The following is a 25,654-nucleotide window of genomic DNA, read 5'->3' as shown; positions in this document are numbered from 1 at the left end:
GACCATGGACCTGCCCCGGCTTTACGTTCCCGCCACCCTGGCCAACCTGGGCTCGGGGTTTGACGCCCTGGGCGTGGCCTTGGACCTCTACCTGGAGGTGGAGGCCGCCCCGGCCCGGGAAGACGCCTTCTTCTACGAAGGGGAGGGCCTGGTGAAGGGCACGGACAACCTGATCCACCAGGGCTACCGGGCGGGAATGGCCGCTTTGGGCCTTAAGGCGGAGCCCCTGGCCATCCGCGCCTTCAACCCCATCCCCTTGGCCCGGGGCATGGGGAGCTCCTCCGCCGCCTTGGTGGCGGGGGTGGCCCTGGCGGACTGGGTTTCCGGAGGGCGGCTTGGCCGGGACGGGGTCTTCCGGGTGGCGGCCCGGCTGGAAGGCCATCCGGACAACGTGGCTCCCGCGGTCTACGGGGGGTTTGTGGCCGCCCTGAGCGACCCCCCCTTGGCCATCCCCCTGCCCAGGCCCGAAGGGGTGCGCTTCGTCCTCGCCATCCCCCCTTATGCCGTGCCCACCCCCTGGGCCCGGGCGGCCCTGCCGGAAACGGTGCCCTTGGCCGATGCCGTCTACAACCTGGCCCGAAGCGCCCTCTGGCCCGCCGCCCTGGCCTCCGGGCGCCTCGAGGCCCTAAAGGAGGCCTGCCGGGACCGCCTCCACCAACCCCACCGGGCCCACCTCATGCCTGGGGTCCTGGAGGCCATAGAAAGCGCCCTGGAAGCGGGGGCCCTGGCCGCCTTCGTGGGCGGGGCCGGCCCCACCCTGGCCGCCTTGGTGCGCCAAGGGGAGGAGGAAGGGGTGGCCCGGGCCCTGGAGGCCTACCGCGGCCAGGGCCAGACTTGGGTCTTGAACCTAGGGGAGGGATACTTTTGGAAGGAAACCTGAACACCATCCCTCTTACGGAGCTCTTGGAGCTCATCCACGGACACCGCCGCTCGGGGGTTTTGGAGGTGCAGGTGGGCCCTTTGCCCCTTTCCTTGCGCTTTTCCGCCGGGGAGGTGGTGGGGGCGGCCATCCTGGACTGGGAGGGCCTCGAGGCCCTCTTCACCTTCCCCCTCCACCCCAAGGAAGGCCCCTTCCGCTTCCAGCCCACCCCCCCCTCCCAAGAACGCCCCCTCCTCCCCTTCGCCGCCCTGCTGGGGGAGTGGGCCCGGGTCAACGACGAGTGGGACCGCTTCCGCACCCTGGTGGACTCCCCAAGCCGCGTCCTGGAGGCCATCCGCCCCAAACCCCCTCTAGAGGTCTTCCAGGGGGGGAAAAGCGTCCGGGCCGCCGCCAAGGCCTGGGGCGTACCCCTCCTCATCGCCATGGAGCGAGCCTACATGGGGGTTAGGGAAGGGGACCTTTACCCCTTGCGCCGCTACGCCTGGTACGCCCTGCGCATCCGCTACCAAGGGCGCAAAGGCAAAACCCTGGAGGAGTTCGGCCAGCTCCAGGCCCTCCTGGACGGCACCCGCAACCTGGGCGAGGTCATCGCCAGCGGGGTGCCCGTGGGCCTGGTGCGCCGCTATCTGGTCCAGGCCCTGAGCAGCGGGGAGCTTGCGCCCCCGGGGCGGGGCTGGCTCTTGCGGGACCTCACCTGGGAGATGGAAAAAGAAGGGGAAGCCTAGGCGCACCTAGGCTCCCAAGCCCCTTTGGGTTACTTCTTCTTGCGGGGACGGTACTTGCCGTAGGTGCCCCGCCAGATCTTGCCCCTACGGGTACGACGGTCACCCTTGCCCATGCTTTCCCTCCTTAGGCGCTAGCCCCTTGGGCGGAAAGGAGCTGGTGCACCTTGCGCATCAGCCGGGACTTCCTGCGGGCGGCGGCGTTCTTGTGCAGGGTAGAGCCCTTGGCCGCCTTGTCAATCAGGCTCTGGGCCTTGCGCAGGATCTTGATGGCCTCCTCCGCCTTGCCCTCCTGGGCCAGTTGGACGGCCTTTTTGCTCAGGGTCTTGATGGCCGACTTCTTGGCCTTGTTGCGAAGCCGGCGCTTCAAGGACTGCCGGTGCCGCTTCAGAGCGGAAAGGTTCCTCTTGGGCTTCTTCTGCGCCATCGTTCTCCCCTTATGCCCCCTCGGGGCAGACCAGGCCTAAGTGTAGCACACCCCGCCCTACGGGGCAAACTTGGTGGCCACCCAGTCGTAGCGCACCTGGCCCTTGGCCTCTTGGAGGCGGAAGCGGAGGAGGTACTCCCCCGAGGAAACGGGAAAGCGCACCTCCTCCTGGAAACGCCCGCTATAGCGTTTTTCCCCCAAGACCCTCCCCCCCTGGACCAGGGCCACCTCCAACCTCCCCTCCTGGAGGCTTCCTTCCACCCGCACCTTCACCGCATCGTAAAGCCCCGTGACCCGCAAGGGGTAGCGGGCCTCCCCCGTGTACTTCCAGTAGAAAACGGGCAGGAAGGGCGGGTAACCCACGGCGAGGCCGTACCGCTCGGCGTACCAGTAAAGGCCCAGGGCCGCCAGGGCCAAAAGGAGCAGGCTCCGCATTGCCCTAAGTATACTTGGGCACATGGCAGGCACGGGCCACATCCCGCCAGAAGAAGCCTTCGCCCTTCTCAAGCGGGGAGCGGAGGAGATCATCCCCGAGGAAGAGCTTCTCCTTAAGCTCAAGGAAGGCAGGCCCCTCACGGTGAAGCTCGGGGCCGACCCCACCCGGCCCGACCTCCACCTGGGGCATGCGGTGGTCCTGAGAAAGATGCGCCAGTTCCAGGAGTTTGGGCACAAGGTGGTCCTCATCATCGGGGACTTCACCGGGATGATCGGGGACCCCTCGGGGCGGAGCAAGACCCGCCCGCCCCTCACCCTGGAAGAAACCCGGGAAAACGCCAAGACCTACGTGGAGCAGGCGGGCAAAATCCTTAGGCAAGAACCCGAGCTCTTTGAGCTCCGCTACAACTCCGAGTGGCTGGAACACCTCACCTTCAAGGAGGTGGTGCGCCTCACCTCCCTCCTCACCGTGGCCCAGATGCTGGAAAGGGAGGACTTCAAAAAGCGCTACGAGGCGGGCATCCCCATCTCCTTGCACGAGTTCCTCTACCCCTTCGCCCAGGCCTACGATTCCGTGGCCATAAGGGCCGATGTGGAAATGGGGGGAACGGACCAGAAGTTCAACCTCCTGGTGGGGCGGGAGGTGCAACGGGCCTACGGGCAAGACCCCCAGGTCTGCTTCCTCATGCCCCTTTTGGTGGGCCTGGATGGGCGGGAAAAGATGAGCAAGAGCCTGGACAACTACATCGGGGTGGCCGAACCCCCCGAGGTGATGTTCAAAAAGCTCATGCGGGTCCCCGACCCCCTGCTCCCAAGCTACTTCCGCCTCCTCACGGACCTCACGGAGGAGGAGATAGAAACCCTCCTAAAGGCGGGCCCGGTCCCCGCCCACCGGGTCCTGGCCCGCCTCCTCACCGCCGCCTACGCCAGGCCCCGGATCCCCGCCCGGCTGGACCGGGCCTTCTACGAGAGCCTGGGCTATGACTGGAAGGCCTTGGGAAGGGACAAGGAGGCGGGCCCCGAGGAGGTGCGGCAGGCGGAGGCCCGTTACGATGAGGTGGCCAAGGGCGGGATCCCCGAGGACATCCCCGAGGTGGCCATTTCCCCCTCCGAGCTCAAGGAGGGACGGATCTGGGTGGCGCGGCTTTTTACCCTAGCGGGCCTCACCCCCTCCAACGCCGAGGCCCGGAGGCTCATCCAGAACCGGGGCCTAAGGATTGACGGGGAGGTGGTCACCGACCCGAGCCTGGAGGTGGAGCTCTCCAAGCCCCTGGTCCTGCAACGGGGGAAGGACCGCTTCGTGCGGGTGCGGCTTGCGGAGGGCTAAACCCCCTCCATGGGCCTTAAGGGCACCTCGTGGCCGGTGGCGTAAAGGGTGTCCCCCTCCGCCTCGAGGCGGAGCCGGGGCAGGGGGTAGCGGGGAGGGCCGTAAATGGCCTTTCCCCCAAGCAAAGGGTCAAAGGCGCCGAAGTGGCAGGGGCAGCCCAGGAAGGGCCTTTCGTAGCGGAAGTTGTAGAGGAGGGAGGCGGCCTCGGGGTCGGGGACGTAGTTCAGGGTGCACCCCTGGTGCGTGCAGATGCGGCTAAAGGCGATGTAGTGCTCCTCCCCTAGGGAAAGCCCTCCAGGGGGGGCCTCGGGGAGCCGCAGGAGAAAGGCCTGGAGTTTCCCCTGGGGCAGGGGGTAAAGGAAGGGCTTGGCCTGCCAAAGGGCAAGCTCCCCCAGCCGGGCCACCGCCACCTTGGGCCCCTCCCGCCAGACGGGTTCGCCCGCCTCGGGCCGGGGGCGGAAGCGGAGGTTATAGGTGCGCACGCCAAACCAGGCGAAAAAGCCCCCCGCCACCGCCACGGGCACGTAGAAGAAGAGGTCCCGCCGCCTCATAGCCCCTGGAGGTAGGCGAGAAGCGCCGCAAGCTCCCCCTCGGAGAGGGGCACGGGGGGCATCTGGCCCCTTCCCTTGAGCACGATTTCCCGCACCGCCTCCGGCGCCTTCAGGATGGGGTTTCCTTGAAGCTTCGGCCCCACGCCCCCTTCCCCTCCCGCCCCGTGGCAAAGGGCGCAGCGGGCCAGGTAGACGCTTTGCCCGTCCTTTCCCCCTTGGGCCTGGGCCCGGGCCATGGCGATGAGGCCTTCCACCCTTTCCTTGGCCTCGCCCCCCACCTCCAAGTAGCGCTCCCAGGCGGCGATGGCCCGGTCCATCTCCCCCTTTTGGAAGTAGAGGTTGCCCAGGAAAAGCCACCCCTCGGCGGCCTTGGGGTCAGCGTGCTGGGCGATTTCCAAGAACATCTGGGCCTCCTCGGGCCTCCCCCCCATGAAGAGGAGGATCCCCACCCGCCGCAAGGCCTCCACGTTCCTAGGGTCTTTCTTCAGCACCTCCAGGTAGGCCTCCGCCGCTTGGTCATAAGCCTGGAGCGCATAGGCCCTCCGGCCCCAGGCGAGGAGGTCCTCCACGGCCCCCGTCCTCTTCGCCTTATCCGCCAGGGCCTTTAGCTCCCGGGCCTCGGCCCGTTGCGTCACCGTGGTCTCCCCGGGCAGGCGGGGCAGGGTGTAGCGCCAAAGGCCTACCCCCAAAAGGGCCACCACCCCCAAGACCAGGGCCACGGGCAAGGGGTTGAGGGGGCGCCTTTCCGGCGGGCGGTAGCCCTCCAGAGCCCTTTCCAGGGCCACCATGCGGGCGAGGGCCAGCTTTTTCTCCTCCCCCTCGAGGGCCTCCACCTCGGCCCGCAGGACCTCCAGCTCCCGAAGAAGCTCCTCCCGCCTGGGGGGCTCGGGAAAGGGCTCCTTCGGGCCCAGGAGGGGCCTGAGGGCCAGGACAAGCCCCAGGAGGAAAAGGGCGAGGAAAAGGAGGGTGGCGGTCATGCCGGGGGCTCCTTTAGGCGGCGCTCCGCCTCCTCCAGTAGGTCCTGGGGTACCCTCTTGGGGCGGAAGTAGGCGAAAAGCCCCAAACCCAAGAGGAGAAGGGCCAAAGGGGGCAACACCCACGCCCAAAGGGTCACCCCCCGCCTCGGGGGCGCGTACAGGATCCACTCCCCGTACCGGTCCACGAAAAAGGCCTTAATCTCCTCCTCCGTCTTGCCCTCCTGAAGCATCTCGGCGATGAGGCGCCGCATCTCCACCGCCACCCCCGAGTTGCTCTCGGCGGCGCTCTCCCCTTGGCACACGGGGCAACGGAGCTCCCGGGCGATGCGGAACACCTCCGGGGAAAGGTCCGGGGGAGGCCCCGCTTGGGCGAAGGCGGGCACGAGCAAGAGGGCGAGCAAAACCCACCTCACGGCAACACCTCCTTTAGGTACTTCTCCAAGGTGGCCTGGTCTAGAGCCCCGGCATGGCGCGCCAGGACCCGCCCCTCTCCGTCTATGAAGAAGGTTTCCGGCACCCCGTACATCCCGTAGTCCACCCCCACCCGGCCCCGGGGGTCAAAGACCTGGGGGAAGGTGAGGCCGAACTGGGCGATGAACCTGAGGGCCTCCGGCTCCTTGTCCTGGATGTTCACCCCGAGGAAAAGCACCCGGTCCTTGTAGCGCTGCCAGGCGGCCTCCAGCACCGGGGCCTCCTCGTAGCAGGCGGGGTAGCACCAGCTGGCCCAGAAGTTGAGGACGATGGGCCGCTTGCCCAAGTGATCGGCCAGGCGGAAGGTCTCCCCCCACGCCGCCCGGTAAGGGGGCAGGACGGGCAGGGTGAAGTCGGGGGCGGGGCGCCTTTCCTTGGCCAGGACCGAGGGGAGCTCCTTGGGGTTTCGCTGCATGCCCCAGAGGAATAACCCCCCTAGGGCCAGCACCCCTAGCACCCAAAGCCAAGCCCTCATGCCGGGCTCACCCCCCTGACCTCCTCCCTGCGGGACGCCGGCCAAAGGATGTAGAGGGTCCCCAACGCCATAAGCCCCCCCGCCACCCACATCCAGAAGACCAAGGGCGTGACGATGAGGCGCAAGGAGGCCCACTCCCCCTTCTCCCGGTCAAAGTCCATGAGGAGGAAGTAGTAGTCGTTCCCCGGGGTGTAGACCACCTTGGGAGAGGGCAGGGGGGAGTTCATCTGGGGGTAGAAGTGGAGCCTGGGCCTAACCTCGCCGAAGCGGTCCGTCTGGACCAAGGCCTCCACGGCGAAGCGCCGTCCCTCGTCCAAGGCCCGCACGCCCTGGAAGGTGAGCCTCAAGCCCGCCACCTCCCAAGCCTGCCCCCGGTAAAGGGTCTTTTCGCTCTCCAGGCGGTAGGTCTGGCTAAAGGCGATGGCGAGACCCATGAGGGCCACGGCGAAGTGGACCACGAGGCTTCCCACCCGCCTTCGGTTCTCCAAGAAACCCCACGGGGAAAGCCCCGCCCGCACCCGCCCCAAGACCCCTTCCCGCACCAGGAGGAGGATGGCGGCCAGGTTGTAGAGGAAAAGCCCCAGGGCCAAGGAGGCCCCCCAGGTATACCCCCTCTGGAGGCCGAGAAGCGTGCCCAAGGCCAAGACGGCTAGGAGCAGGTAAAGGTTGCGGAAGACCTCCACCCTGGCCCTGCGCCAAGGGAGCAAGGGCCCCACCCCCATGAGGAGCAAGATCCCCGCCCCAAGGGGCGCGGAAAACTGGTTGAAGAAGGGGGCCCCCACGCTCACCTTGGCCCCGGCGAAGGCCTCCACCAAAAGGGGATAAAAGGTGCCCAGGACCACCACCAAGGCCCAGCCCGCGAAGAAGAAGGCCCCCAAAAGGAGCGCCCCTTCCCGGGAGAAGGGCCGGAAAAGGGCGGTGTCCCGCACCTCCCGGGAAACCCGGGAAAGGAGCCCTAGGCCAAGGGAGGTGGCGAGGAGGAAGAAACCCAAGAAAGCGGGCCCCACCGGCCCCTCGGCGAAGGCGTGCACGGACTGGATCACCCCGCTTCGGGTGAGGAAGGTCCCGAGGACCGTGGCGGCAAAGGCCAGGGTGACGAAGGCGAAGTTCCAGGCCTTGAAAGCCCCCCGGGTCTTTTGCACGATGGCGGTGTGCAAAAAGGCCGTGGCCAGGAGCCAAGGGACGAAGCTGGCGTTTTCCACCGGGTCCCAGGCCCAGTACCCGCCCCAGCCCAGGACCTCGTAGCTCCACCACATCCCCGCCACCTTCCCGGCGGTGAGGAAGCCCCAGGCCACCAGGGTCCACCACCGGGTCTCCTCCACCCAGGTCTGGTAGCGGCGGGTGGCCATGGCGGCGATGGCGTAGGCGAAGGGGACGCTCAGGCCCACGAAGCCCAGGTACATGAGCACGGGGTGGACGGCCATCATCCAGTGGTTCTGCAGGAGGGGGTTGGGGCCCACCCCGTCCTGGGGAGGGTTGGGGAGGGTTTCAAAGGGGCTGGCGATGGTGGCCATGACCCCAAAGAAGAAGACCTGGACGCCGAAGAGCACGGCAAGCACCAAGGAAGCCCGCCAGGGGTCTAGGCTCCGGCGGCTGGCCAAGAGGGTGTAAAGGGTTTGCAAGAGCCCCCAGAGGAGGATGCTCCCCTCGAGGGCCGCCCACGGGGTGACCAGGGTGACCCACAAGGGGTCCTGGAGGGAGTGGTTCTTGGCCACGTAGGCCAAGGAGAAGTCGTGGGTGAGGAGCCCCCACTCCAGGGCCAAAAAGGCGGCCAAGGCGGCGAGGAAGGCGGGGAAGACGAGGCGCCTGGCCCCCCGCAGATAGCGGCCATCCCCCTGCCCGTAGGCGAGGAGGGCAAGGGCCAGGCCCAGGAGGCTAAAGGCCAGGGCCAGGCTCACGCCCAGGTTGCCCAAAAGGGCAGGGGTCATTTGGCCTCCTCAATGAGCTTGCGCACCTCCTCCGGGGTCCAGCCCGCCTTGGGCGCCTGGTAGGTTTCCGAGTGCTTCACCAGGAGGTTGGTGCCCTGGAAGACCCCGTCTTGGAAGCGCCCCTCCACCACCACCCCCTGCCCCTCCTTGAACATCCCCGGAGGGGTGCCCTTGTGGAAGACGGGGACCTCCGCCACCCCATCGGTGAGGACGAAGCGGAGCTCTAAGCGGTCCTTGTCGTACTGCACGGTGCCCTGCTTCACCAACCCCCCGAGGCGCACGGGGCGGTTTTGGTAGCGGGCCTGGTCCTGAAGGTACTCCGAAGGGGTCAAGAAATAGACCAGGTTCTGCCCTAAGCCCCCAAAGACGAGGTAGCCCAGAGCCCCGAGGATCACGGCAAGGCCCAGGAGGTACTTGGTTCTCATCGGGCCCTCCTATAGCGCCAGAAGAGGTAGGCCAGGTAGCCAAAGACCGTGAGGTAGGTGAGGGCGTAGACCCAGGTGACGAAGACCTCGTTCACGCCTCCTCCTTCCTGGCCTCGAGGGCCGCCACCAAGGCCCGAAAGCGCACGAAGCCCAGGTAGAGCAGGGTGAAGACCAAGAGATTGAAGAGGAGGGCCTGGAGCATGGCGGGGTCCATGTGGACCTTGCCCGTGGTGAGGTCAATGGACTGGGTCTGGTGTAGGCTCCGCCACCACTTCACCGACATGTAACTGATGGGCACGTTGATGAAGCCCAAAACCCCCACCGCCGCCGCCGCCTTGGCCCGAAGCTCCGGGTCCTCAATGGCCCCCCTAAGGAGGAAGTAGCCCACGTACACGGCGAAGAGGATGGCGGTGGTGGTGAGCCTGGGCTCCCAGGTCCAGTACACCCCCCAGGTGGGGCGGGCCCAGAGCATCCCCGTCACCAAGGCCAGGCCCATGAAGACGAGGCCGATCTCGGCGCTGGCCAGGGCCACCCGGTCGTACCGGGGGTCCTGCCGCAGGAGGTAAAGGAGGGAATAGAGGAAGGTGACGAAAAAGGCCAGGTAGCCGAGCCAGGCCCCCGGCACGTGCAGGTACATGATCCGGACCAGATAGCCTTGGTTCACGTCCGGCGGGGCGGAAAGGGCCAGGTAAAGCCCCACCGGTAAAAGGAGTACCCCTAGGCCCAAGAAGGCCCAGGTGAGGGCATCCGGTCGTTCAGGGTGTGCCGCCTTAAGCATCGCTTGCCTCCACGCACCTAAGCATAGCCCGCCACCAGGTGAAAAATCTGTGGCCGTCTACCCCTCCATCACCACGGGGAAAAGGAGCGCCCCCGCCGTGAGGTAGACCAGGTCAAAGACCAGGAGGAGTTGCCACCAGGAAGCCACCTCCGCCACGGGCAACCCCTCCAAGAGCCCCGCCGTGGCCCTAACCCCCGCCAGGACCACGGGCACCACCAAGGAGAAAAGGAGGAGGGGCAAAAGCACCTCCCTTCCCCTTAGCCGGGCGAGGAGCCCGGCGTAAAAGGTGGCCACGCTGGCGTAGCCAAGCCCCCCCAACGCCAGGGTGAGGAAGAGGGGAAGGGCCTTTTCCAAGGGCAGGTAGAAGAGGCCCGCCGCAAGGAAAAGGGCCAAGGCGGAAAGGGGGAGGAGGAGGAGCATCTGGAAAAGGAGCTTCCCAAAGTAAACCCACTCCTTGCCCCCGGGGGTGAGGAGGAGGTCGTCCAAGGTGGCGTCCTCCACCTCGAGGGCGAAGGCCCGGGTGGAAAGGAGGGTGGCGAGGAAGGCCAAGGCCACCCACAAGACCCCAGGGGCGGCCCGGCGCAAGGCCCCTTCCTCCGGGCCCAGGGCCAAGGCCATGACGAAGAGCATCACCGCCAAAAAGCTTAGGGCGGAGAGCACCCCTGCCCGGTCCCGCACCTCTAGGCGCAGGTCCCGTAGGGCCAGAAGCCAAACCCGCCCCACCCCCAAGCCCCCCTTCCCGAGGCTCCTCTGCGTTTCCGCCTTCACGCCGCCCCCAGCCATAGGACCCGGTCCGCCACCTCCTCCGCCAGGGCCCGGTCGTGGGTGGCGAGGACCACCCCGCCTTCCTTCCGCCCCTTCGCCAAAACCCCTAAGAGGAGTTTCCGGCCCTCCACGTCCAAGGCGGTTTCCGGCTCGTCCAAAAGCCAAAGGTCCGGGGAAAGGAGCTCCAAGCGGGCGAGGGCCAGGCGCTTTTTCATGCCGCTGGAGAAGGCGGCAAGGGGCAGGTCCTCGGGCAGGCCATACCGGGCCAGGGCCTCCCGCCAGTCCCCTTCCTTTCCGTGAAAGGCCAGGTCGTAAAGGAGGTGCTCCCGGGCGGTGAGGTGGCGGTGGAAGGCGGGGGGGTTGGGGAGGAAGAGCGCCCTTCCTTCCCGCACCACCCGGCCCCGGGTGGGCTTCAAGAGGCCCGCCATGAGCCTTAGCAGGGTGGTCTTCCCCGAGCCGTTGGGCCCAAGGAGGGCCACCACCTCGCCCCGGGCAAGGGCAAAGGTGAGGTCCTTCAGGACCCAGTCCCGGCCAAAGCGCTTGGAAACGGCCTCGAGGCGCAACATGCTCCTCCTCAGTCTAGGGGTATCCCCGGGGGACAAGCGTCCCTAGAGGTACTTCTGCAACCACTCCGGCGTGATCCGGAGGAAGAAGGTGTTCAGGGCCGAGTACGTCCCGGTGAAGAGGAGCACCCCCACCACCACCAACACCACCCCGGCGAAGACCTCCACGTAGTGGGAAAACCGCCCCGCCCGCCTCAGCCACCCCTTGAGCCGCTCGGCGAAGAGGGCCACCAGCAAAAAGGGCACGGCGAGGCCCAGGATGTAGGCGAGGAGAAACCCCACCCCGCCCCCCACAGCGGTGAGGGTGAGGATGGCCCCCAGGATGGGGCCGATGCAGGGGGTCCAGCCCAGGGCCAGGGTGGCCCCGAGGAGGAAGGCCCCCAAGGGGCGGCCCGTCTCCCCCTCGTAGCGGAGGGAAACCCCCCACTTGGGCCTCAGGCCCAGCATGTAAAGCCCGAAGAGGACCAGGACCACCCCCCCCAGGCGGGCCAGGGTCTGGCGGTGCTCAAAGAGAAGCCCCCCAAGCAGGGTGAAGGGAAGCCCCAGGAGGAAGAACACCGCCCCGAAGCCCAAAACGAAGAAGAGGGCGTTGAAAAGGGGGCGCCCCCTTTCCCCCCCCAGGTAGAAGAGGTAGGTGGGCACCAGGGGAAGCACGCACGGGGAGAGGAAGGAGAGCACCCCCGCCAAAAAGGCTGCGCCCAAGGAAAGCGTCATGACCCCATCCTAGGGCAAGGTGAGCCAGGGGAAACGGCGCTTCGTCTCCGGGTCCACCTCCAAAAGCTCCCGGGCGGGCATGCGCACCTGGGGCAGGGTCTTCTCGTTGATGGGCTCGTCCGCCTCGGTGATGCCGTTCATGTAGAGGAGGAAGGTCACCAGGTGGTAGACCTCCTCGTCCGTTAGGGTTCCCGGAGCCCCGAAGGGCATGGCCCGGCGGATGTAGTCGTAAAGGGTGGTGGCGTACTGCCAGTAGTTGCCGATGGCGTACTCCACGGGCTCCGTGTCCGGGGTGATGGGGAAGGGCTCGGCCACCAGGCGGTTAAAGGGGTAGCCCTCCCCCCTGGCCCCGTGGCAGGAGGCGCACTTCTCCGCATAGATGCGCTCCCCCTCCGCCACCTTCCCCTCCCCCGGGGGAAGCCCCCGGCCGTCGGGCAGGACCACGGGCCTCAGGTCGTACTGGGCGGCGAGCTCCTCGGAAATGGGGGTGCCGAGGCCGTAGCGCGCCCCCAACGCCAGGCCCAGAAGGGCCACTGCGAAGAAGACCTTCTTAGCCATCAAACACCTCCCCGTCGCACCCGCCCACGGGGCCTGCGGCCCGCACGCCCAGGGGCTTGTCCCCGTTCACCACCCGGCCATCCGGCAGGATGCGCCAGGCCTGGATGGCGTTGTAGTGGTAGCGGTTGTTCTTGCCCCAACGCTGGAAGAACTCCTCCCGGGTGGGCTGGGTGTTCCCCTTCTCGTCCCAGGCCCGGCTCCAGAGCACCACCTCCTCGCCCCGCCACTGCCAGGGCATCTTGAAGCGGACAAAGGCGTAGCGCTCCACGGGGGGCTCGAGGGTGGCCTGCCGCCAGGTCTTGCCCTCGTCCAGGGAGATCTCCACCTTGGCGATGCGGCCAAAGCCGCTCCAGGCCAGGCCCCGGATCTCGTGGAAGCCCGGCCGGATCACCTGCCCCCCCGAGGGGTAGGTGATGATGGACTGGGGCTCCATCACCCAGGTGAAGGCGAGGACCTTCCCGTCGGCCATGACGTCCGTGTACTCGCTGGTCTCGTCCTTGGCCATGGCCGGCAGGTCCGTGACCAGGATGCGCCTTAGCCACTTCACCTGGATGCTCCCCTCCCAGCCCGGCACCACCAGGCGCACGGGGTAGCCCTGCTCGGGGCGCAACGCCTCCCCGTTTTGCGCATAGGCCACCAGAACGTCCTCCATGGCCTTTTCCAAGGGCAGGGAGCGGGTGTACATGGCGGCGTCCATGCCCTCGGGGATGAGCCACCTGGCCCCCGGCTTCACCCCCGCCTCCTTGAGGAGGAGGGCCAGGGGTACCCCGGTCCAGCTGGCGTTGGAGGCGAGGCCCCGGCTCCGGGTGGCGGTGAGGTTGGGGTCCGGGGGCTCCCGGTAGCCGTTCTGCCCGTTCCCGGCGCACTCAATGAAGTAGGTGCGGGTCACGGAGGGAAAGCGCTTGAGGTCCTCCAAGGTGAAGACCAAGGGCCTTTCCACCATCCCGTGGATCACCAGGCGGTAGCTTTTGGGGTCCACCTGGGGCACGCCGGCGTGGTGGCGCTCAAAGTGGAGGCCGTTGGGGGTGATGACCCCCTCCAGCTTCTCTAAAGGAGCGAAATCCGCCCCCGAGTGGCGGGTGCGCAGGTTAGGGGAGATGTAGCGCACCACCCCTTCCTCAAAGGGGCTCCGGCTCCCGTACTCGCTTAGCGGGGCCCCTAGGGTCTTGGTGGGGGCGAAGGTCTCCTCGTCCCAAGGGGGCGTCTGGGCTTTGGCCTTGAGGAGGCCGAAGAGGCTTCCTGCCCCCAGCATCCGGAAGAACTTCCTGCGGTCCATATACCCTCCCATCGTATCCCTAGGCCGCAAGAAAAACCCGCCCCCCTTGGGGGGCGGGAGGCCAGGCTTTAGGCGGGGCCGAACATGTCGTTCCAGATCCCCGTGGCCCAGCCGATGGCCGCTTGGCCGTTGGCCTGGGAGCGCTGGTTGTCCACGGCGCTTTGCGCCCTAATCTGCTTGGCCGCCTCGTCCCAGGAGTAGTTGGCGGAAACCCAGATGGCCTCCTCGGAATCCACGAAGGAGTAGCAGATGTTCTGGGGAAGCTCGGGGGGGATTTCCGCCAGGGGCTTGCCCCGAAGCCTTTCCGCCAGGTGCCGGGCCACGATGGTGCCGGAAACGTAGGCCACCATGCCGCTCTTGGGATAGGGGGTGTTGCCGGTGATGTCCCCCACCAGGTAGATGCGGTCGTCCTTCTCGGAGAGGAAATAGGGGATGCGCACGTTGGCCCAACGCTCCCCAAGCCCCGCCACCCGGACGAGCTCCCCCGCCTTCATGGGGGGGATGACGTTGGCGAGGGTAAAGGGCACCTCGCCGAGCTCCGTGAGAACCTGCTTCTTCTCGTAGTCCAGCCCGGTGATGCGGGTATTGGGGACGTACTCCAGGTAGTCCTTGTAGAGCTCGTTGTAGGCGGCGAGGAAGCCCGGGGCCTTGGAAAGGGGCTGCGGGTTGGCGTCCAGGACGATGACCTTGCCCTTTACCCCCTTGGTCTTGAGCCGCCAGGCCAGCATGGCCGCCCGCTCGTAGGGGCCCGGGGGGCACCGGTAGGGGGGGGTGGGGATGTACAGGACGAGCTCGCCGCCCGTTTCGTCAAACTGGTCCAGCAGGCGCCTCAGGGCGATGTGCTCAAAAGGCTTGAAGCCCACGGGCATGAGGTGCTTCACCTCGGCGTAGCCGGGGATGGCCTCGTACATGTAGTCAATGCCCGGGGCCAGGACCAGGAAATCGTAGGCCAGGTACCCCCCGGTGGTGCGCACCAAGCGGCGGTCCCGGTTGATGTCCAAGACCTTCTCCTGGACGAAGATCACCCCGTCCTTGACCACGTTGGTGTAGTCAAAGACGAGCCACTCCAAGGGCTTAACCCCCGCCAGGAAGAGGTTGGACATGGGACAGGACATGAAGATGGGCTTCTGCTCCACCAGGACCACCTCCACGTCCACCCCAGACTGGACGAGCTTCCGCGCCACCGTGGTCCCGCCCCAGCCGCCCCCGATGACCACCACCCGGGGCTTGCGGGTGCGGGGGAGCAGGGTGGCGGGGCGGGCGTAGAACTCCTGGGCGAAGGCCGTGCCCCCCAGGGCCTGTGCCGCCGCTAAAGCGGCCCCCGTCTTCAGAAGATCCCTCCGGTTCACCTTTGCCATAGCTCCCTCCTTCATTGACCAGGGCGGTAGGGTTCCCCGCCCACGGCTTCCAGGATGCCCGTCATCACCTGCCTGGCCTCTTGGAGCATTGTAACCGCCGGGGAGCCCATGACCCCGGGCATGATGGTCATGAGCATGGGCTCAATGGCCCCCACCAGCACGTCAGGCCCCATCTGCATGGCGAAGAAGCGGCAAGGGGCGGCAAAGCCCCCAGCGGGCTGGGTGAGGAACATGATCCGGGCCCACTCGCTCTTGCAGGGCATGATCACGGTCACGGGACCCACCTTGACGTTGGGCAGGAGGTTAAGCCCGGCGGAGGTGAGCTCGGTCTCCACCATGAGGACCACGTCCTCCACCTTGGCCCCCCGCACCCGGTAGAGCAAAGCGGGCATCATGCCGCTACTGGGGTCCGGCATCATGGCGGGAGCAACCTTGCGCACCGGGCCAAGCCGGCCCAAGGCCGCCTCGAGGCGCCACACAAGCCGCTCCACCTCGCCCCCGTACACCCCGAGCATGCCGAAAAGGAGCCTGCCGTCAAAGGCCCCCACCAGGTACTTCTCCCCTTCCCCGGTGATGAAGACCGTGGGGGGCAGGACGATGGCGGCCATGGGGTTCTTGCTCACCGCTTCCTGGCTCCCTCTATCCGGTTTTAGGACCACCAGGCGGTAGTCCGGGAAGCCCGGGCCCGTGACCTGGCGCACCTGCTCCCCCAGGTTCAGGACCCGGTCGGGCTCGAGGCCCACCCCCTTCAGGGCCTCCAGCACCCGGGCCTCCACGGCTTCCAACCTCCCTGGAACCTGCACCACCAAGGACTGGGCCAAGGAGAGGCCCAAAGCCACCACCAGCGCCAGAACCTTTTTCATGATCCTCCCTCCACTTCCAGGCCGGCGTCCAGCCAGCCCTTGAACCCATGGGCGATGTTCTTGGCGTTTTTGTAGCCTAGCGCCTGCAAGTAGGCCGCCACCACCGCAGAAACGCTCCCCGAGTTGCAGTAGACGAGAAGGAGGGCCTCCTTGTCCTTGGGAAGCTCGGCCAGGCGGTCCGGCACCTCGCCGGCGTAGATGTGCACCGAGCCCGGGATATACCCCCTTTTCCGCTCCTCCGCCGTGCGCACCTCCAGGATGAAGGGCTCAAAGAGGAGGAGGTCCTTGGCCTCGGTGGGGTAGACCAGGTAGCCCGCCGGGGGCACGCGCTTCAGAAAGGCCCCAAAGGCCCTCACCCAATCCCCCTCCCCTTCCCCCCGGGCCCGGAGGAGGAGAAGGGGCAAAAGGGCGAAGAGGTGGCGGCGGCGCATGGCTAGCGGGTGAAGAAGGGCAACTCCTCAAAGGAGTGCCCGGCCTTGGCCGCTTCGGCCAGCATGTAAAGGGTCAGGGCGATGTAGGGCTCGGAGTAGAACTCCGGAGCAGGGATGGCGATGGAATCGTAGCAGAAGGCGATGCGGTCCTCCATGGTGTAGAGCTTGTCCGCCTCAAAGCGGTAGGCGGGCCACTCGTTCCCTAGGCCCTCCTTGGGGCTCCGCACCGGCGAAAGCCGGACCCGCTTCCCGGCATTCTGCTCGTGGCAGACGGCACAGCTCATGTCCCGGGCCCCCGCCCGCTGGTACCAGAGCTCCCGGCCCAGGTTGTACATGGCAAGCTCCGCCGGGTGCTTGGGGACCACCTGGATCTTGGCCTTGGAGGAGAAGGAGGCGATGTAGGTGGTGATGGCCTTAACCTCGTCCCGCTTAATCTCTTCGGGTTTAAAGCCCTGCACCCGTTGCATGCAGGTGTAGACCCGGGTTTCCAGGTCCTCCACCCGCCCCGTGTCCGGGAAGTACCTGGGCAAGATGGCGTAAACCCCTTCCAAGACCCCAGGACCTTTGCCGAAGTCGCAGGCCTCGAGGGTCTGGCCGCTTGGGCCCTTGCGGAAGAAGAGCTCCTTGCCCTCCTCCACGAAAAGCTCCCCCGGCAGGACGCCGAAGGTTTCCAGGTACATCTGCCGCTGGCGCATGGCCTCCTCAAAGGGGTCCAAGGGCTTCTGCCCCTGGGTGTAGGCCCAAAACCCCCCCAGGACGCCCAAGGCCGCAAGCCCAAGAACGAGCGCTCGTTTCCTCCGCACGGCTCACCTCCGGTTGATGGGGGACTCGGGGTCTAAGAGGAAGGCCACGAGGTCGGCGGTTTCCTCGGGGGTGAAAAGCCCGTGGACCCCGCCCCGGTACATGAGGGAGCAGGGGACAAAGGCCCAGGCGTTGTAGATTTTCTCGTAGGTGTAGCGCACCACCGCCTCTGCGGTGCCCCGCTGGCCGTAGCCGGTGAGGCTTGGGCCCATGGTGCCGTAGGCCACCTCATTGGGGTCCCCGGCGTGGCAGGCGTAGCAGTTGCCCCGCCTGGGGTCCGTGAAGACCTTCTCCCCGTTTCTCCAGTCCCCCATGAGCTTGCCGCTTGCCGGGTACTTGATCAGGGCCTTCTGCTCCGCCAAAAACCCCGGGATGAGGTCCGGGGGAAGCTTGTCCCGGTACTGGGAGCAAAGGGCCTGGGCCTTGTCCTGGGAGAGCATCACCTGGGCGAACTCGTGCCCTCCCGCGTGCAACAGGGCCTCGAGGCGGGCCCTAAAGGGGCCCACCTGGGAAAAGGCCCCACCCAGCGCCAGAATGCCTAGCGCCAATAACCCTATTCGCTTCATCCCATCACCTCCGGCACGCGGTAGTTGCGTCCAAGAACCTTCACGTTGGGCTCGGGCAACACCCCGACCCGCCCCACGCCCTTGAGGTATTCCTCCAGCAGGGCGTAAATGGGCCTGGGCTCGAGGCCCGGCTTGGCCTCCCCCAGCCGCTGAAGCCTACCCCCGTAGGCCGCCACCAGATAGCGGCGCTCCGGCTCCAAAGCCTTACCCCCCACGGAAACCTCCCGCACCCGCCTGCCCGTGGGCGCATCGGGGTCCAGAACGTAGGAAAGGCCAAAGGTGCGGCTCACGTCCCCCCCCTGCTGGTAGAAGGGGTCAGGGGTAAAGACGTTGCTGGCGATGTCCTCCAAGACGCTCTGGATCTGCACTCCCCGCAGGCGGAAAAGGTAAAGCTCCGGGTAGGTGAAGCCGGTGTAGGCATAGAGGTGGTCCCGGGTGATGGCCTGCCCCGGGAGAAGGGTGGTGCCCCAGCGCACCGCCGGGCTAAAGACCACCTCCACCTCCGGGTAAAGGGCCTTCACCGCCTGGCCCACCAGATGGTCCCAGGTGGAGTAAAGGGTGTCCCGCTTGTAAAGGAGGGTTTCCGTGACGGCCAAGGGCGCAAAGAGGTGCTCCCGGTTCGGGGCCACCTTCTCCGCCAGCCACGCCTCCACCTCCTTCGCCTTGGGCAGGTGGTCCGCCAAGACGGGCAAGACCCGCACCCGAAGGTTGGCGATGCCGCCCTTGCGCAGCTTCAGGTCCACCCGCATCAGGGCCTTGCCGGCGGCGCTCCCCGCCACGATCCAGGTCTTCCCCACCCGCCAGGGCAAGGGGGTGAGGTCGTGGGTATGGCCGGAAAGGATCAGGTCAATGCCCCGGATGCGCTCCGCCAAGGCGGCGTCCAGCTGCATCCCCTGGTGGGAAAGGAGGACCACGGCGTCCGCCCCCTCGGCCCGGGCGGCGTCCACCGCCTCCTGCAGGCGCCGCTCGTCCAGGGCGAAGGAAAGCCCCTCGGTAAAGCTTTCCGGATGGGACACCTTCACGTAGGGGTAGGCCGCCCCCACCACGGCCAAGGTGTAGCGGCCTGCGGGATGGAGGCAGTAGGCGGGGAAGAGGGGATCCCCAAAGAGCTCGTCCACCACGTTGTAGGCCAGGTGCTCCCCGCGAAATTGCCGGAGAAGGGCCTCCACCCGCTCCCGCCCCAAGGTCCACTCCCAGTGGGAGGTCATGTGGTCTACCCCCGTGAGGTTCTGCCACTCCACGAGGGCTTGCCCATCCGTAAGCAGGGAAAGGCCGGAGTTGGTCCAGGTATCCCCCCCGTCCAGGACCAAGACCTTGGCCCCATCCGCCTCCGCCCGGGCCTTTTGCTCCCGGATCAGGGCGGTGAGGGCGGGAAGCCCCCCCACGGGGCCAAAGGCCCGGGCAAGCTCCACGAAGTCCAGGTAGGAAAGAAGGTACGCTAAAGGCGTTCCCCTCTCCACCCCGTAGTAGCGGAGGATGGCCTCCCCCGTCAGGTATCCGGGCCGCCCCATCAAGGCCTTAGGGGCGATGAGGTTTGGGGGCTCCATGAAGTAGTGGGGAAAAGCTTGGGCGTGGAGGTCGGAGAAGAAAAGGAGGGTGGCCTCCCCATAGGGGGGAAGATCGTAGAGGCGGGCCGGGTTTTCCAAGGCCTGGGCGAGGGCCTTGGGCCCCAGGCCCGCAAGGGTGGATAGGAGGAAAAGGACGTCCCTACGGTTCATCTAGACCCCACCGCCGGCTTGGTGTTGAACTCGGATTCGATGCCCGCGGTCTGCAAGAGGAGCTTCTTTTGCCTTCTGGCCTCCTCCCGGGGGTCTCCTTCCTGGGCCAAGCCGAGGGCCAAGAGAAGGGCCGCACCCACCACCCACCACGCCTTGGGCCGCATATACCCAACCTCCATAAAGGCGCCCGGTTTCCCGGGCGCCTCGCCTTAGGCCAGCTCCAGCTTGACCTGGGCCTCCCCCGTGTCGCCGCTCGTGTCTTTAAGCTTCACCGTGAAGGTCCCCGGCTTTTCCGCCTTGAACTTAAAGCCGTAAAGGGGGTTGGCGCTGGTGGAGGGACCGGGCCGGGCCTCCGCCACCTTTTCCCCCTCAAAGTAAACCTCTACCAGGTTGATGTAGTTGGCGGGGATGAGGTTACCCTGGGCGTCCCGCCGGGTGCCCGGTTCGTTAGGGTGCTGGGCCACCGCCTGTAGCCGAAACTCCTCTCCCGCCTTGGGCTTGGCCGGGGTCAGGCGAACGATGGTGCGGATGGGCATCTTCTACCTCCTTTCCTTAACCGCAGCCCCCCACGGTGACGCGGGTGCTGGCCGAGGCCAGAAGGAACTTGCCGTCCGTGGTCTCCACCACAGCCCGAATGGCGGTGGTTTCCGCCAGGCGGACCCGGGTGGCGTAGTAGGGCAGGGCCTTCATGGGCATGAAGGTCACCAACCTCGGCGTGGGGTTCTTGTCGGCGAAGAGGTGGATGGCCTTGACCTGGTTGGAGGGCAGGTTCACCTCCACCTCGGCGGGCACGTTGGCCCCGCTTTCGGCGATGGCGGGCATGGTGAGCTTCACCAGGTTGGAGGGGGTAAGGTCCTTAAAGCCCTTGCCCAAGGCCTCCTGCAAGGCCTTCTCCAAGTGGGCCAGGTCCTCCCCTTCCAGCCCTTGGGCCATGGCGGGTAGCCCCGCCACGGCCAGGGCGGAAAGGGCCGCACCGGTTGCCTTCAGAAACGCTCGCCTATTCACACGCACCTCCTTTGGCGCACATTTGGCGCAGCTCCAAGAGGAACTGCGCCCGGGGCCGGCTGCCAAAAAACCGGCCCACCTCCTCCCACGCCCCCTTCCTGGGGACGAGGAAGACGAAGGTAGGGGTGCCCGGCACGCGAAAGCGCCGGGCCAGGTCCTGCCCCTCCGGGGTTTCCGTGCCCACGGAGGCCACCACGAACCGCTCCTCCAGAAGGCGGCTTACCGCAGGGTCGGAGAGGACGAAGGTGTTCATCTGGTCGCAGTAGGGGCAGTGGGGGCTATGAAAGTACACCATGAGAACCCGGGCGTGCTCCTGGGCCAGGGCCTGGGCCTCACGGAAGGGATACCAACGGCCAAAATCCGGCGCGGCGAGGGCTAGGCCCATGAGGAGCGTCGGCCAAATTACCCGGTACACGTACATACCTTACACCACCTCGGTACACCCAAGGACATTTGTACCTTACCAAGTTTCGCCGCTAAAAATCAAGGGGTTAGCTACACTCGTTCAAGCAATCCTTCACGTTATACCCCCTGCAATGACCCACATAAAGGTCGGGAAATGCATACCCCCATCCCGTAAAGTGCCTTGGCGCTTAGCTTAAGCTTTCCTAAAGCCATCCCTCTTGACGGGTTTTAAGGGACAAACTACCCTATACCCCGGAGGGTAAAGATGAAGCGGACCATGGTGGCTCTCCTCCTTCTCGGCAGCCTGGCCTTCGCCCAGGCGGACGGCGCCAAGCTCTACGCACAGTGCGCGGGCTGCCATCAGCCGAACGGCCAAGGGATCCCGGGCGCCTTCCCGCCCCTCGCCAGCCAGATGGCGGAGATCCTCGCCAAGCAGGGAGGACGGGAGTACCTGATCAAGGTTCTCCTTTGGGGCCTCCAGGGGCCGATTGAGGTCAAGGGGATGAAATATAGCGGGGCTATGCCCGCCTTTGGCGGCCTAAAGGACGAGGAGATCGCCGCCCTCCTCAACCACATCGCCACCGCCTGGGGGGACGACAAGAAGGTCCCGGGCTTCAAGCCCTTCACCGCCGCCGAGGTCAAGGCCCTGCGGGGTAAGAAGCTCACCCCACAGCAGGTATTGGAGGAGCGGAAGAAGCTCGGGCTCAAGTAAGGAAACTTTGGGTGTACCCGGGGCCTTTAGGCCCCGGGCCCTGCTTTAATGGGGGGGTGCTCGCCCTTGACTTGGAGAAGCGTTTCCCCGGGTTTCACCTGGAGGTGCGCCTCGAGGTAGAGGCGGGAGAGGTCTTAGCCCTCCTGGGCCCCTCGGGGAGCGGCAAGAGCACCCTGCTCCGCCTGGTGGCCGGGCTTCTCACCCCAGACCGGGGCCAGGTGCGCCTAGGCCCCTTGGACCTCACCCCCCTCCCCCCCGAACGGCGGGGGGTGGGCTTCCTCTTCCAGGACTACGCCCTCTTCCCCCACCTCACCGTGGCGGAGAACATCGCCTTTCCCCTGGTGGAGGCCCGCTGGCCTAGGGAAAGGCGGGAGGCACGCGTACAGGAGCTTCTTTCCCGCATGGAGCTCACCCCCCATGCCGAAAAGCGCCCCGAGGCCCTCTCCGGTGGGGAAAAGCAACGAGTGGCCCTGGCCCGGGCCCTGGCGGCGAGGCCCCGGCTTCTCCTCCTGGACGAGCCCTTGGGGGCCTTGGACCTCCGGCTTCGGGAAGAGCTCCTTTTCTTCCTGCGAAGGACCTTACGGGAGGAGGGCATCACCACCCTCCTCGTGACCCACGACCAAGGGGAAGCCTTCCTCCTCGCCCACCGGGTGGCCCTCCTGCGGGAGGGCCGGCTCGTGCAGATAGGCCGGCCCGAGGAGGTCTATGCCCGGCCCAAGGACGCCTGGACCGCCCGCTTTCTCGGGCACAAAAACCTCCTTAGCCCCGAGGAAAGCACCCGCCTGGGCCTGCCCCCCAAGGCCCACCTCCTCCCCCCCAAGGCCCTTTCCCTGGGGGGAAAACGGCGGGGGGTGGTGGAGGAAAGGCTCTTCTACGGGGGGCGGGTGGGGCTATGGGTGCGGCTGGAAGGGCTAAGGCTCTACCTCGAGGCCCCAGAAGGCCCCGAGGAGGGCGAGGAAATGGGCCTCCACCTGGACCTTGCGCAGGCGGTAGCCTTGGAGGGATGAGGCGCTTCGCCCTTCTCCTGGGAGGACCCCTCCTCGTAACCCAGGCCCTGCGGGAGCGGCTTAAGGGCTTCCGCCTCCTGGCGGCGGACTCCGGGGGGAGGCACGCCCTGGCCTTGGGGCTTACCCCGGACCTGTGGCTTGGGGACTTTGACTCAAGCCCCGCTTGGCTCCAAAAGGCCCTTCCCGCTCCCAAGGAGGTCCTGCCGCAGGACAAGGACCTCACGGACGGGGAAGCCCTCTTGCGGAGGGCCTTGGCCCTGGGGGCGGAGGAGGTGCTTTTGCTGGGGGGGATTGGGGGGAGGCTGGACCACACCCTGGCCCACCTGGCCCTCGCTTTCGGCCTGGCGGAAAGGGGGGTAAGGGTGGCCCTCACGGACGGGCTCACCTGGGCTTACCCCCTCCTTCCGGGGGAGCACGCCTTCCCCATGGAAGCGGGCACCCCCTTTAGCCTCGTCCCCTTCCTCGAGGCCACCCTGGCCCTGGAAGGGGCCCGCTGGAACCTGCCCCCAACCCCCTTGGCGGCCACCACCCGCACCCTGGAGAACGAAGCCCTGGGGGAGGTGCGGGTACGGGTGGCGGCGGGGCGGGCGGTGCTCTACGTCTATTGACAGCGGGAAAAAGCGGGGCTACACTAGCTTTTGGCGTTTGGGCCGCTAGCTCAACCGGTAGAGCAACCGACTCTTAATCGGTGGGTTACAGGTTCGAGTCCTGTGCGGCCCACCAGAAGCCCCCCGGGGAAGCCCGGGGGTTCCTTATCATGTCCCCATGGACCGCCCCAAGACCCCCTTAGACCTCCTGTCCCTGGACCTCCCCGAAGGGGAGCCCTGGGGCTACGCCCTGGCGCAGAGCCTCCTCAAGGCCCCGTGGGCCTTCCGCGCCCTCCGGCCCACCCCGGGGCTTCTGGACCTCATCCGACTGGACCTCGAGGCCCTCTACCTGGAGCTTGAGCGCCTGCGGCGGGAATACCCCTTGGGAAGCCTCGGGGAGCGCCCACCCCATCCGGCGGAGGAAGGGGCCCTTAGAGCGCTCCTCGCCCGCGACCCCCTGGCCCTGGTGGAGGTGCTAAAAGCCCACGGGCCCTGGCCCTTCGCCCTCTACCGCGCCTTCCGCTTTGACGGGGAGGTGCACCCCCTTCCCTCCCCCCGCCTTCCCCGGGAAGGGGAGCTCTTGGGCTACGAGGCCCAGCGCCAGGCCCTGGAGGAAAACGCCCGGCGCTTCCTCTCGGGCAGGCCCGCCCTCCACACCCTCCTCTACGGGGCCCGGGGCACCGGGAAGAGCACCGCCGCCAAGGGGCTTCTGCGCCTGGAGGGGGCCCGGATGGTGGAGGTGGAGCCCCGGGCCCTTTCCCGCCTGGAAACCCTTCTGGAAACCCTGGCCCTCCTTCCCCAGCGCTTCTTCCTCTTCTTAGACGACCTCTCCCTGGACCCGGAGGGCGAGGCCTTCCACCACCTGAAGGCCCTTTTGGAGGGGAGCCTCGAGGGGCCTCCGGAAAACGTCCTCCTCCTCGCCACCTCCAACCGCCGCCACCTGGTGCGCCGCCTCGGGGAAAACCCCCTGCCCGGCGAGGCTCCCGAGGCCTGGGACGCCCTCCAGGACACCCTGGCCCTTTCCGAGCGCTTCGGCCTCGTCCTCACCTTCCCGCCCTTTGACAAGGCCCTCTACCTCAAGGCGGTGGCCCACCACCTGGGCCGGCCCCTCACGGCCAAAGAGGAGGAGGAAGCCCTCCGCTTCGCCCTGCAAAAGGGGTTTTCCGGCCGGGTGGCCCGGCAGGCGGCAAGCCTCCTAGGCTAGCCGTGGCGCAAGGCCGCCTCCACGAAGCCGGCGAAGGGGGGCGAGGGGCGCATGGGGCGGCTTTTGAACTCGGGGTGGCTCTGGAGGGCCACGAAGAAGGGGTGGTCCTTAAGCTCAATGGCCTCCACCAGCCCCGCCCCCCGGCCCCGCATCCCCGGGGTGATGGCGGAAACCACGAGCCCCGCCCGCTCCAGCTGGTCCACGTAAAGGGGGTTCACCTCGTAGCGGTGGCGGTGGCGCTCCATGGCCTCCTCCTTGCCGTAGAGGCGGTGGAGGAGGGTGCCCTCCCGGATGCGCATGGGCCAGTCGCCGAGGCGCATGGTCCCCCCTAGGCCCTCCACCTCCAGCTGCTCCGGCATGAGGTCAATCACGGGGTGGGGGGTATAGGGGTCAAACTCCGTGGAGTTGGCCCCCTTGAGCCCCGCCACGTTCCGGGCGAACTCAATGACGGCGATCTGGAGCCCCAGGCAGATGCCCAGGTAGGGGATCTTCCGCTCCCGGGCGTACTGGGCCGCCCGCACCTTGCCCTCAATCCCCCGCACGCCAAAGCCCCCGGGGACCAGGATGCCGGAAACGTCGGCGAAGGCCTCGTCCAGGTCCCCCGCCTCCAGGGCTTCGGCGTCCACCCACTTCACCTCCACCCGGGCCCGGTTCTTGATGCCCGCGTGCTTCAGGGCCTCGAGGAGGGAAAGGTAGGCGTCCGGCATCTTCACGTACTTGCCGGCGATGGCGATGCGCACCGTGCGCTCGGGGCGCTTGAGGACCTTGACCGCCTCCTGCCAGAAGGAGAGGTTGGGGAAGACGGGCTCAAGCCCCAAGGCCTTCTCCACCGCCCGGCCCAGACCCTGCTCCTCCAGAAGGAGGGGCACCTCGTAGAGGTGCTCCACGTTGGGGCTAGAAAAGACGTGGCCGGGGCGGACGTTGGTGAAGAGGGCCACCTTTTTCCGCACCTCCTCGGGCACGGGTTTCACCGAGCGCAGGACGACGGCGTCGGGCTGGATGCCCACCCCCCTTAGGGTGGCCACGGAGTGCTGCGTGGGCTTGGTCTTGAACTCCTCGCTGGTTTCCAGGTAGGGGACCAGGGTGAGGTGGATGTAGAAGGTGTTCTCCTCCCCCTCGTCAAAGCGGAACTGGCGGATGGCCTCGAGGAAGGGGAGGCTCTCTATATCCCCCACCGTGCCCCCCACCTCCACCACCACCACCTCCGCCTTCTGCTCCTCCGCCACCTTGCGGATGCGGTCCTTGATCTCGTCGGTGATGTGGGGGATGACCTGGACCGTCTGGGAGAGGTACTCGCCCCGGCGCTCCTTCTGGATCACGGACAGGTAGACCTGGCCCGTGGTGAGGTTGTTCCCCCGGGAGAGGTCCATGTCCAAAAACCGCTCGTAGTGGCCGATGTCCAGGTCGGTTTCGGCCCCGTCGGCGGTGACGAAGACCTCCCCGTGCTCGTAGGGGCGCATGGTACCCGCATCCACGTTCACGTAGGGGTCAATCTTGATGGCCGTGACCCGGTACCCCCGGGCCCGGAAAAGGGCCCCCAGGGAGGAGGTGAGGATCCCCTTCCCCAGGCTAGACACCACGCCCCCGGTGACGAACACGTACTTCCTGGGCCTTTTTGGGCTATCGGAAACCCTGTTCACGGGACTTTAGCCTACCACATCTGGCGGAAGGGCCTGGTTTGTGGTAGAGTCTTCTTTGGCGTTCTTGCGGGGTCCCCCGATCCCC

Annotated in this window: 32 protein-coding genes, 1 tRNA gene and 1 pseudogene; 8 read left to right on the top strand and 26 right to left on the bottom strand. The window is 66.9% G+C overall.

The window, feature by feature from the left end; translation table 11 throughout:
* The first annotated feature begins 4 nt into the window (after nt 1–4).
* Both thrB and L0C60_RS01775 read left to right on the top strand, forming a co-directional pair.
* Nucleotides 5–880, top strand: a complete 876-nt coding sequence (gene thrB, locus L0C60_RS01780; protein ID WP_234504447.1) for a homoserine kinase — start codon at nt 5–7, stop codon at nt 878–880.
* Nucleotides 865–1,605 carry a DUF4388 domain-containing protein gene (locus tag L0C60_RS01775; protein ID WP_234504445.1) on the top strand — a complete coding sequence of 247 codons (741 nt, stop codon included), beginning with the start codon at nt 865–867 and terminating at the stop codon, nt 1,603–1,605. The genes thrB and L0C60_RS01775 overlap by 16 nt, the downstream gene beginning before the upstream one ends.
* Before the next feature lie 29 nt (nt 1,606–1,634).
* Here the strand turns inward: L0C60_RS01775 and L0C60_RS01770 are convergent, their stop codons facing one another.
* Genes L0C60_RS01770 through L0C60_RS01760 form a run of 3 tightly spaced genes read right to left on the bottom strand, consistent with a single transcriptional unit; the run spans nt 1,635 to nt 2,464 of the window.
* Nucleotides 1,635–1,718: a 30S ribosomal protein THX gene (locus L0C60_RS01770; protein ID WP_008632889.1), complete on the bottom strand. Its 84-nt coding sequence runs from the start codon at nt 1,716–1,718 to the stop codon at nt 1,635–1,637.
* An 11-nt stretch (nt 1,719–1,729) separates the two neighbouring features.
* Entirely contained in the window at nt 1,730–2,029 is a 300-nt protein-coding gene (gene rpsT / locus L0C60_RS01765) for a 30S ribosomal protein S20 (RefSeq protein WP_234504442.1), read from the bottom strand.
* 57 nt (nt 2,030–2,086) lie between these two features.
* The gene (locus L0C60_RS01760; RefSeq protein WP_234504440.1) at nt 2,087–2,464 is read right to left on the bottom strand and encodes a hypothetical protein; all 378 of its coding nucleotides are present in this window, start codon (nt 2,462–2,464) and stop codon (nt 2,087–2,089) included.
* A gap of 22 nt (nt 2,465–2,486) precedes the next feature.
* Between L0C60_RS01760 and tyrS the strand changes: the two genes are divergently transcribed.
* Nucleotides 2,487–3,791 (top strand): tyrosine--tRNA ligase, encoded by a 1,305-nt coding sequence (gene tyrS, locus L0C60_RS01755; protein ID WP_234504438.1) that lies wholly within the window; start codon nt 2,487–2,489, stop codon nt 3,789–3,791.
* Here the strand turns inward: tyrS and L0C60_RS01750 are convergent.
* The 22 genes and pseudogenes from L0C60_RS01750 to L0C60_RS01645 all read right to left on the bottom strand — a co-directional run bounded on the left by L0C60_RS01750 (nt 3,788) and on the right by L0C60_RS01645 (nt 20,435).
* Complete coding sequence (locus L0C60_RS01750; RefSeq protein WP_234504436.1) at nt 3,788–4,342, bottom strand: Rieske 2Fe-2S domain-containing protein; 555 nt, start codon at nt 4,340–4,342, stop codon at nt 3,788–3,790. The two genes, tyrS and L0C60_RS01750, sit on opposite strands and share 4 nt — an antisense overlap.
* Nucleotides 4,339–5,319, bottom strand: coding sequence for a c-type cytochrome (locus tag L0C60_RS01745; RefSeq protein WP_234504434.1), 981 nt, complete (start codon nt 5,317–5,319; stop codon nt 4,339–4,341). Before L0C60_RS01745 ends, L0C60_RS01750 begins: the two co-directional genes overlap by 4 nt.
* Nucleotides 5,316–5,732 (bottom strand): cytochrome c-type biogenesis protein, encoded by a 417-nt coding sequence (locus tag L0C60_RS01740; RefSeq protein ID WP_234504432.1) that lies wholly within the window; start codon nt 5,730–5,732, stop codon nt 5,316–5,318. The genes L0C60_RS01745 and L0C60_RS01740 overlap by 4 nt, the downstream gene beginning before the upstream one ends.
* On the bottom strand, nt 5,729–6,265 hold the full coding sequence (locus L0C60_RS01735) for a TlpA family protein disulfide reductase (protein ID WP_234504429.1): 537 nt from the start codon (nt 6,263–6,265) through the stop codon (nt 5,729–5,731). Before L0C60_RS01735 ends, L0C60_RS01740 begins: the two co-directional genes overlap by 4 nt.
* Nucleotides 6,262–8,193 carry a heme lyase CcmF/NrfE family subunit gene (locus tag L0C60_RS01730; protein ID WP_234504426.1) on the bottom strand — a complete coding sequence of 644 codons (1,932 nt, stop codon included), beginning with the start codon at nt 8,191–8,193 and terminating at the stop codon, nt 6,262–6,264. Before L0C60_RS01730 ends, L0C60_RS01735 begins: the two co-directional genes overlap by 4 nt.
* Nucleotides 8,190–8,618, bottom strand: coding sequence for a cytochrome c maturation protein CcmE (gene ccmE / locus L0C60_RS01725; RefSeq protein WP_234504423.1), 429 nt, complete (start codon nt 8,616–8,618; stop codon nt 8,190–8,192). The genes L0C60_RS01730 and ccmE overlap by 4 nt, the downstream gene beginning before the upstream one ends.
* Nucleotides 8,619–8,709: 91 nt before the next feature.
* A complete protein-coding gene (gene ccsA / locus L0C60_RS01720; RefSeq protein ID WP_234504418.1) occupies nt 8,710–9,396 on the bottom strand; it encodes a cytochrome c biogenesis protein CcsA in 687 nt (228 codons plus the stop codon).
* Between the two features lie 57 nt (nt 9,397–9,453).
* Nucleotides 9,454–10,119, bottom strand: a complete 666-nt coding sequence (locus L0C60_RS01715) for a heme exporter protein CcmB (protein ID WP_234505146.1) — start codon at nt 10,117–10,119, stop codon at nt 9,454–9,456.
* A 41-nt stretch (nt 10,120–10,160) separates the two neighbouring features.
* The gene (locus L0C60_RS01710) at nt 10,161–10,727 is read right to left on the bottom strand and encodes an ABC transporter ATP-binding protein (protein WP_234504416.1); all 567 of its coding nucleotides are present in this window, start codon (nt 10,725–10,727) and stop codon (nt 10,161–10,163) included.
* A gap of 42 nt (nt 10,728–10,769) precedes the next feature.
* Entirely contained in the window at nt 10,770–11,438 is a 669-nt protein-coding gene (ccdA, locus tag L0C60_RS01705) for a cytochrome c biogenesis CcdA family protein (protein ID WP_234504414.1), read from the bottom strand.
* Nucleotides 11,439–11,447: 9 nt separating this feature from the next.
* The gene (locus L0C60_RS01700) at nt 11,448–11,996 is read right to left on the bottom strand and encodes a c-type cytochrome (protein ID WP_234504411.1); all 549 of its coding nucleotides are present in this window, start codon (nt 11,994–11,996) and stop codon (nt 11,448–11,450) included.
* A complete protein-coding gene (gene soxC, locus L0C60_RS01695; protein ID WP_234504408.1) occupies nt 11,989–13,272 on the bottom strand; it encodes a sulfite dehydrogenase in 1,284 nt (427 codons plus the stop codon). Before soxC ends, L0C60_RS01700 begins: the two co-directional genes overlap by 8 nt.
* A 68-nt stretch (nt 13,273–13,340) precedes the next feature.
* Nucleotides 13,341–14,630: an FAD-dependent oxidoreductase gene (locus L0C60_RS01690; RefSeq protein WP_234504403.1), complete on the bottom strand. Its 1,290-nt coding sequence runs from the start codon at nt 14,628–14,630 to the stop codon at nt 13,341–13,343.
* An 11-nt stretch (nt 14,631–14,641) separates the two neighbouring features.
* Nucleotides 14,642–15,493 carry a translation initiation factor 2 gene (locus L0C60_RS01685; RefSeq protein ID WP_234504400.1) on the bottom strand — a complete coding sequence of 284 codons (852 nt, stop codon included), beginning with the start codon at nt 15,491–15,493 and terminating at the stop codon, nt 14,642–14,644.
* Nucleotides 15,490–15,924, bottom strand: a complete 435-nt coding sequence (locus L0C60_RS01680; protein ID WP_234504397.1) for a rhodanese-like domain-containing protein — start codon at nt 15,922–15,924, stop codon at nt 15,490–15,492. The genes L0C60_RS01685 and L0C60_RS01680 overlap by 4 nt, the downstream gene beginning before the upstream one ends.
* Nucleotides 15,925–15,926: 2 nt before the next feature.
* On the bottom strand, nt 15,927–16,727 hold the full coding sequence (gene soxA, locus L0C60_RS01675; protein ID WP_234504394.1) for a sulfur oxidation c-type cytochrome SoxA: 801 nt from the start codon (nt 16,725–16,727) through the stop codon (nt 15,927–15,929).
* Nucleotides 16,728–16,730: 3 nt separating this feature from the next.
* Complete coding sequence (gene soxX, locus L0C60_RS01670; protein ID WP_234504391.1) at nt 16,731–17,291, bottom strand: sulfur oxidation c-type cytochrome SoxX; 561 nt, start codon at nt 17,289–17,291, stop codon at nt 16,731–16,733.
* Entirely contained in the window at nt 17,288–19,009 is a 1,722-nt protein-coding gene (gene soxB, locus L0C60_RS01665) for a thiosulfohydrolase SoxB (RefSeq protein WP_234504389.1), read from the bottom strand. Before soxB ends, soxX begins: the two co-directional genes overlap by 4 nt.
* 38 nt (nt 19,010–19,047) lie before the next feature.
* Nucleotides 19,048–19,173: pseudogene (locus L0C60_RS01660) on the bottom strand (sulfur oxidation c-type cytochrome SoxA); the annotation flags it as partial.
* Between the two features lie 45 nt (nt 19,174–19,218).
* Nucleotides 19,219–19,545 (bottom strand): thiosulfate oxidation carrier complex protein SoxZ, encoded by a 327-nt coding sequence (gene soxZ / locus L0C60_RS01655; RefSeq protein ID WP_071676640.1) that lies wholly within the window; start codon nt 19,543–19,545, stop codon nt 19,219–19,221.
* 16 nt (nt 19,546–19,561) lie between these two features.
* Entirely contained in the window at nt 19,562–20,014 is a 453-nt protein-coding gene (gene soxY, locus L0C60_RS01650; RefSeq protein WP_234504376.1) for a thiosulfate oxidation carrier protein SoxY, read from the bottom strand.
* Nucleotides 20,007–20,435 carry a SoxW family protein gene (locus tag L0C60_RS01645; RefSeq protein WP_234504372.1) on the bottom strand — a complete coding sequence of 143 codons (429 nt, stop codon included), beginning with the start codon at nt 20,433–20,435 and terminating at the stop codon, nt 20,007–20,009. Before L0C60_RS01645 ends, soxY begins: the two co-directional genes overlap by 8 nt.
* Nucleotides 20,436–20,684: 249 nt before the next feature.
* Here L0C60_RS01645 and cycA point away from each other — a divergent pair, with 249 nt between their 5' ends.
* The 5 genes from cycA (at nt 20,685) to L0C60_RS01620 (ending at nt 23,929) form a co-directional block, all read left to right on the top strand.
* On the top strand, nt 20,685–21,131 hold the full coding sequence (gene cycA / locus L0C60_RS01640) for a cytochrome C-552 (RefSeq protein ID WP_234504369.1): 447 nt from the start codon (nt 20,685–20,687) through the stop codon (nt 21,129–21,131).
* Nucleotides 21,132–21,187: 56 nt separating this feature from the next.
* Nucleotides 21,188–22,138 carry an ABC transporter ATP-binding protein gene (locus L0C60_RS01635; RefSeq protein WP_234504366.1) on the top strand — a complete coding sequence of 317 codons (951 nt, stop codon included), beginning with the start codon at nt 21,188–21,190 and terminating at the stop codon, nt 22,136–22,138.
* Nucleotides 22,135–22,746: a thiamine diphosphokinase gene (locus L0C60_RS01630; protein WP_234504363.1), complete on the top strand. Its 612-nt coding sequence runs from the start codon at nt 22,135–22,137 to the stop codon at nt 22,744–22,746. Before L0C60_RS01635 ends, L0C60_RS01630 begins: the two co-directional genes overlap by 4 nt.
* Before the next feature lie 39 nt (nt 22,747–22,785).
* Nucleotides 22,786–22,861 (top strand) — tRNA-Lys (locus tag L0C60_RS01625).
* A 42-nt stretch (nt 22,862–22,903) separates the two neighbouring features.
* Complete coding sequence (locus L0C60_RS01620; protein ID WP_234504359.1) at nt 22,904–23,929, top strand: DUF815 domain-containing protein; 1,026 nt, start codon at nt 22,904–22,906, stop codon at nt 23,927–23,929.
* On the opposite strand, the gene L0C60_RS01615 is transcribed toward L0C60_RS01620, so the two are convergent.
* The gene (locus tag L0C60_RS01615) at nt 23,926–25,569 is read right to left on the bottom strand and encodes a CTP synthase (RefSeq protein ID WP_234504356.1); all 1,644 of its coding nucleotides are present in this window, start codon (nt 25,567–25,569) and stop codon (nt 23,926–23,928) included. The two genes, L0C60_RS01620 and L0C60_RS01615, sit on opposite strands and share 4 nt — an antisense overlap.
* Nucleotides 25,570–25,654 lie beyond the last annotated feature (85 nt).

It is taken from the genome of Thermus hydrothermalis, from assembly GCF_022760925.1.
Taxonomy (GTDB): Bacteria; Deinococcota; Deinococci; order Deinococcales; family Thermaceae; genus Thermus; species Thermus hydrothermalis.
The sequence above is the reverse complement of the archived record's forward strand: the minus strand, read 5'-3'. Positions and strand labels throughout refer to the sequence as shown.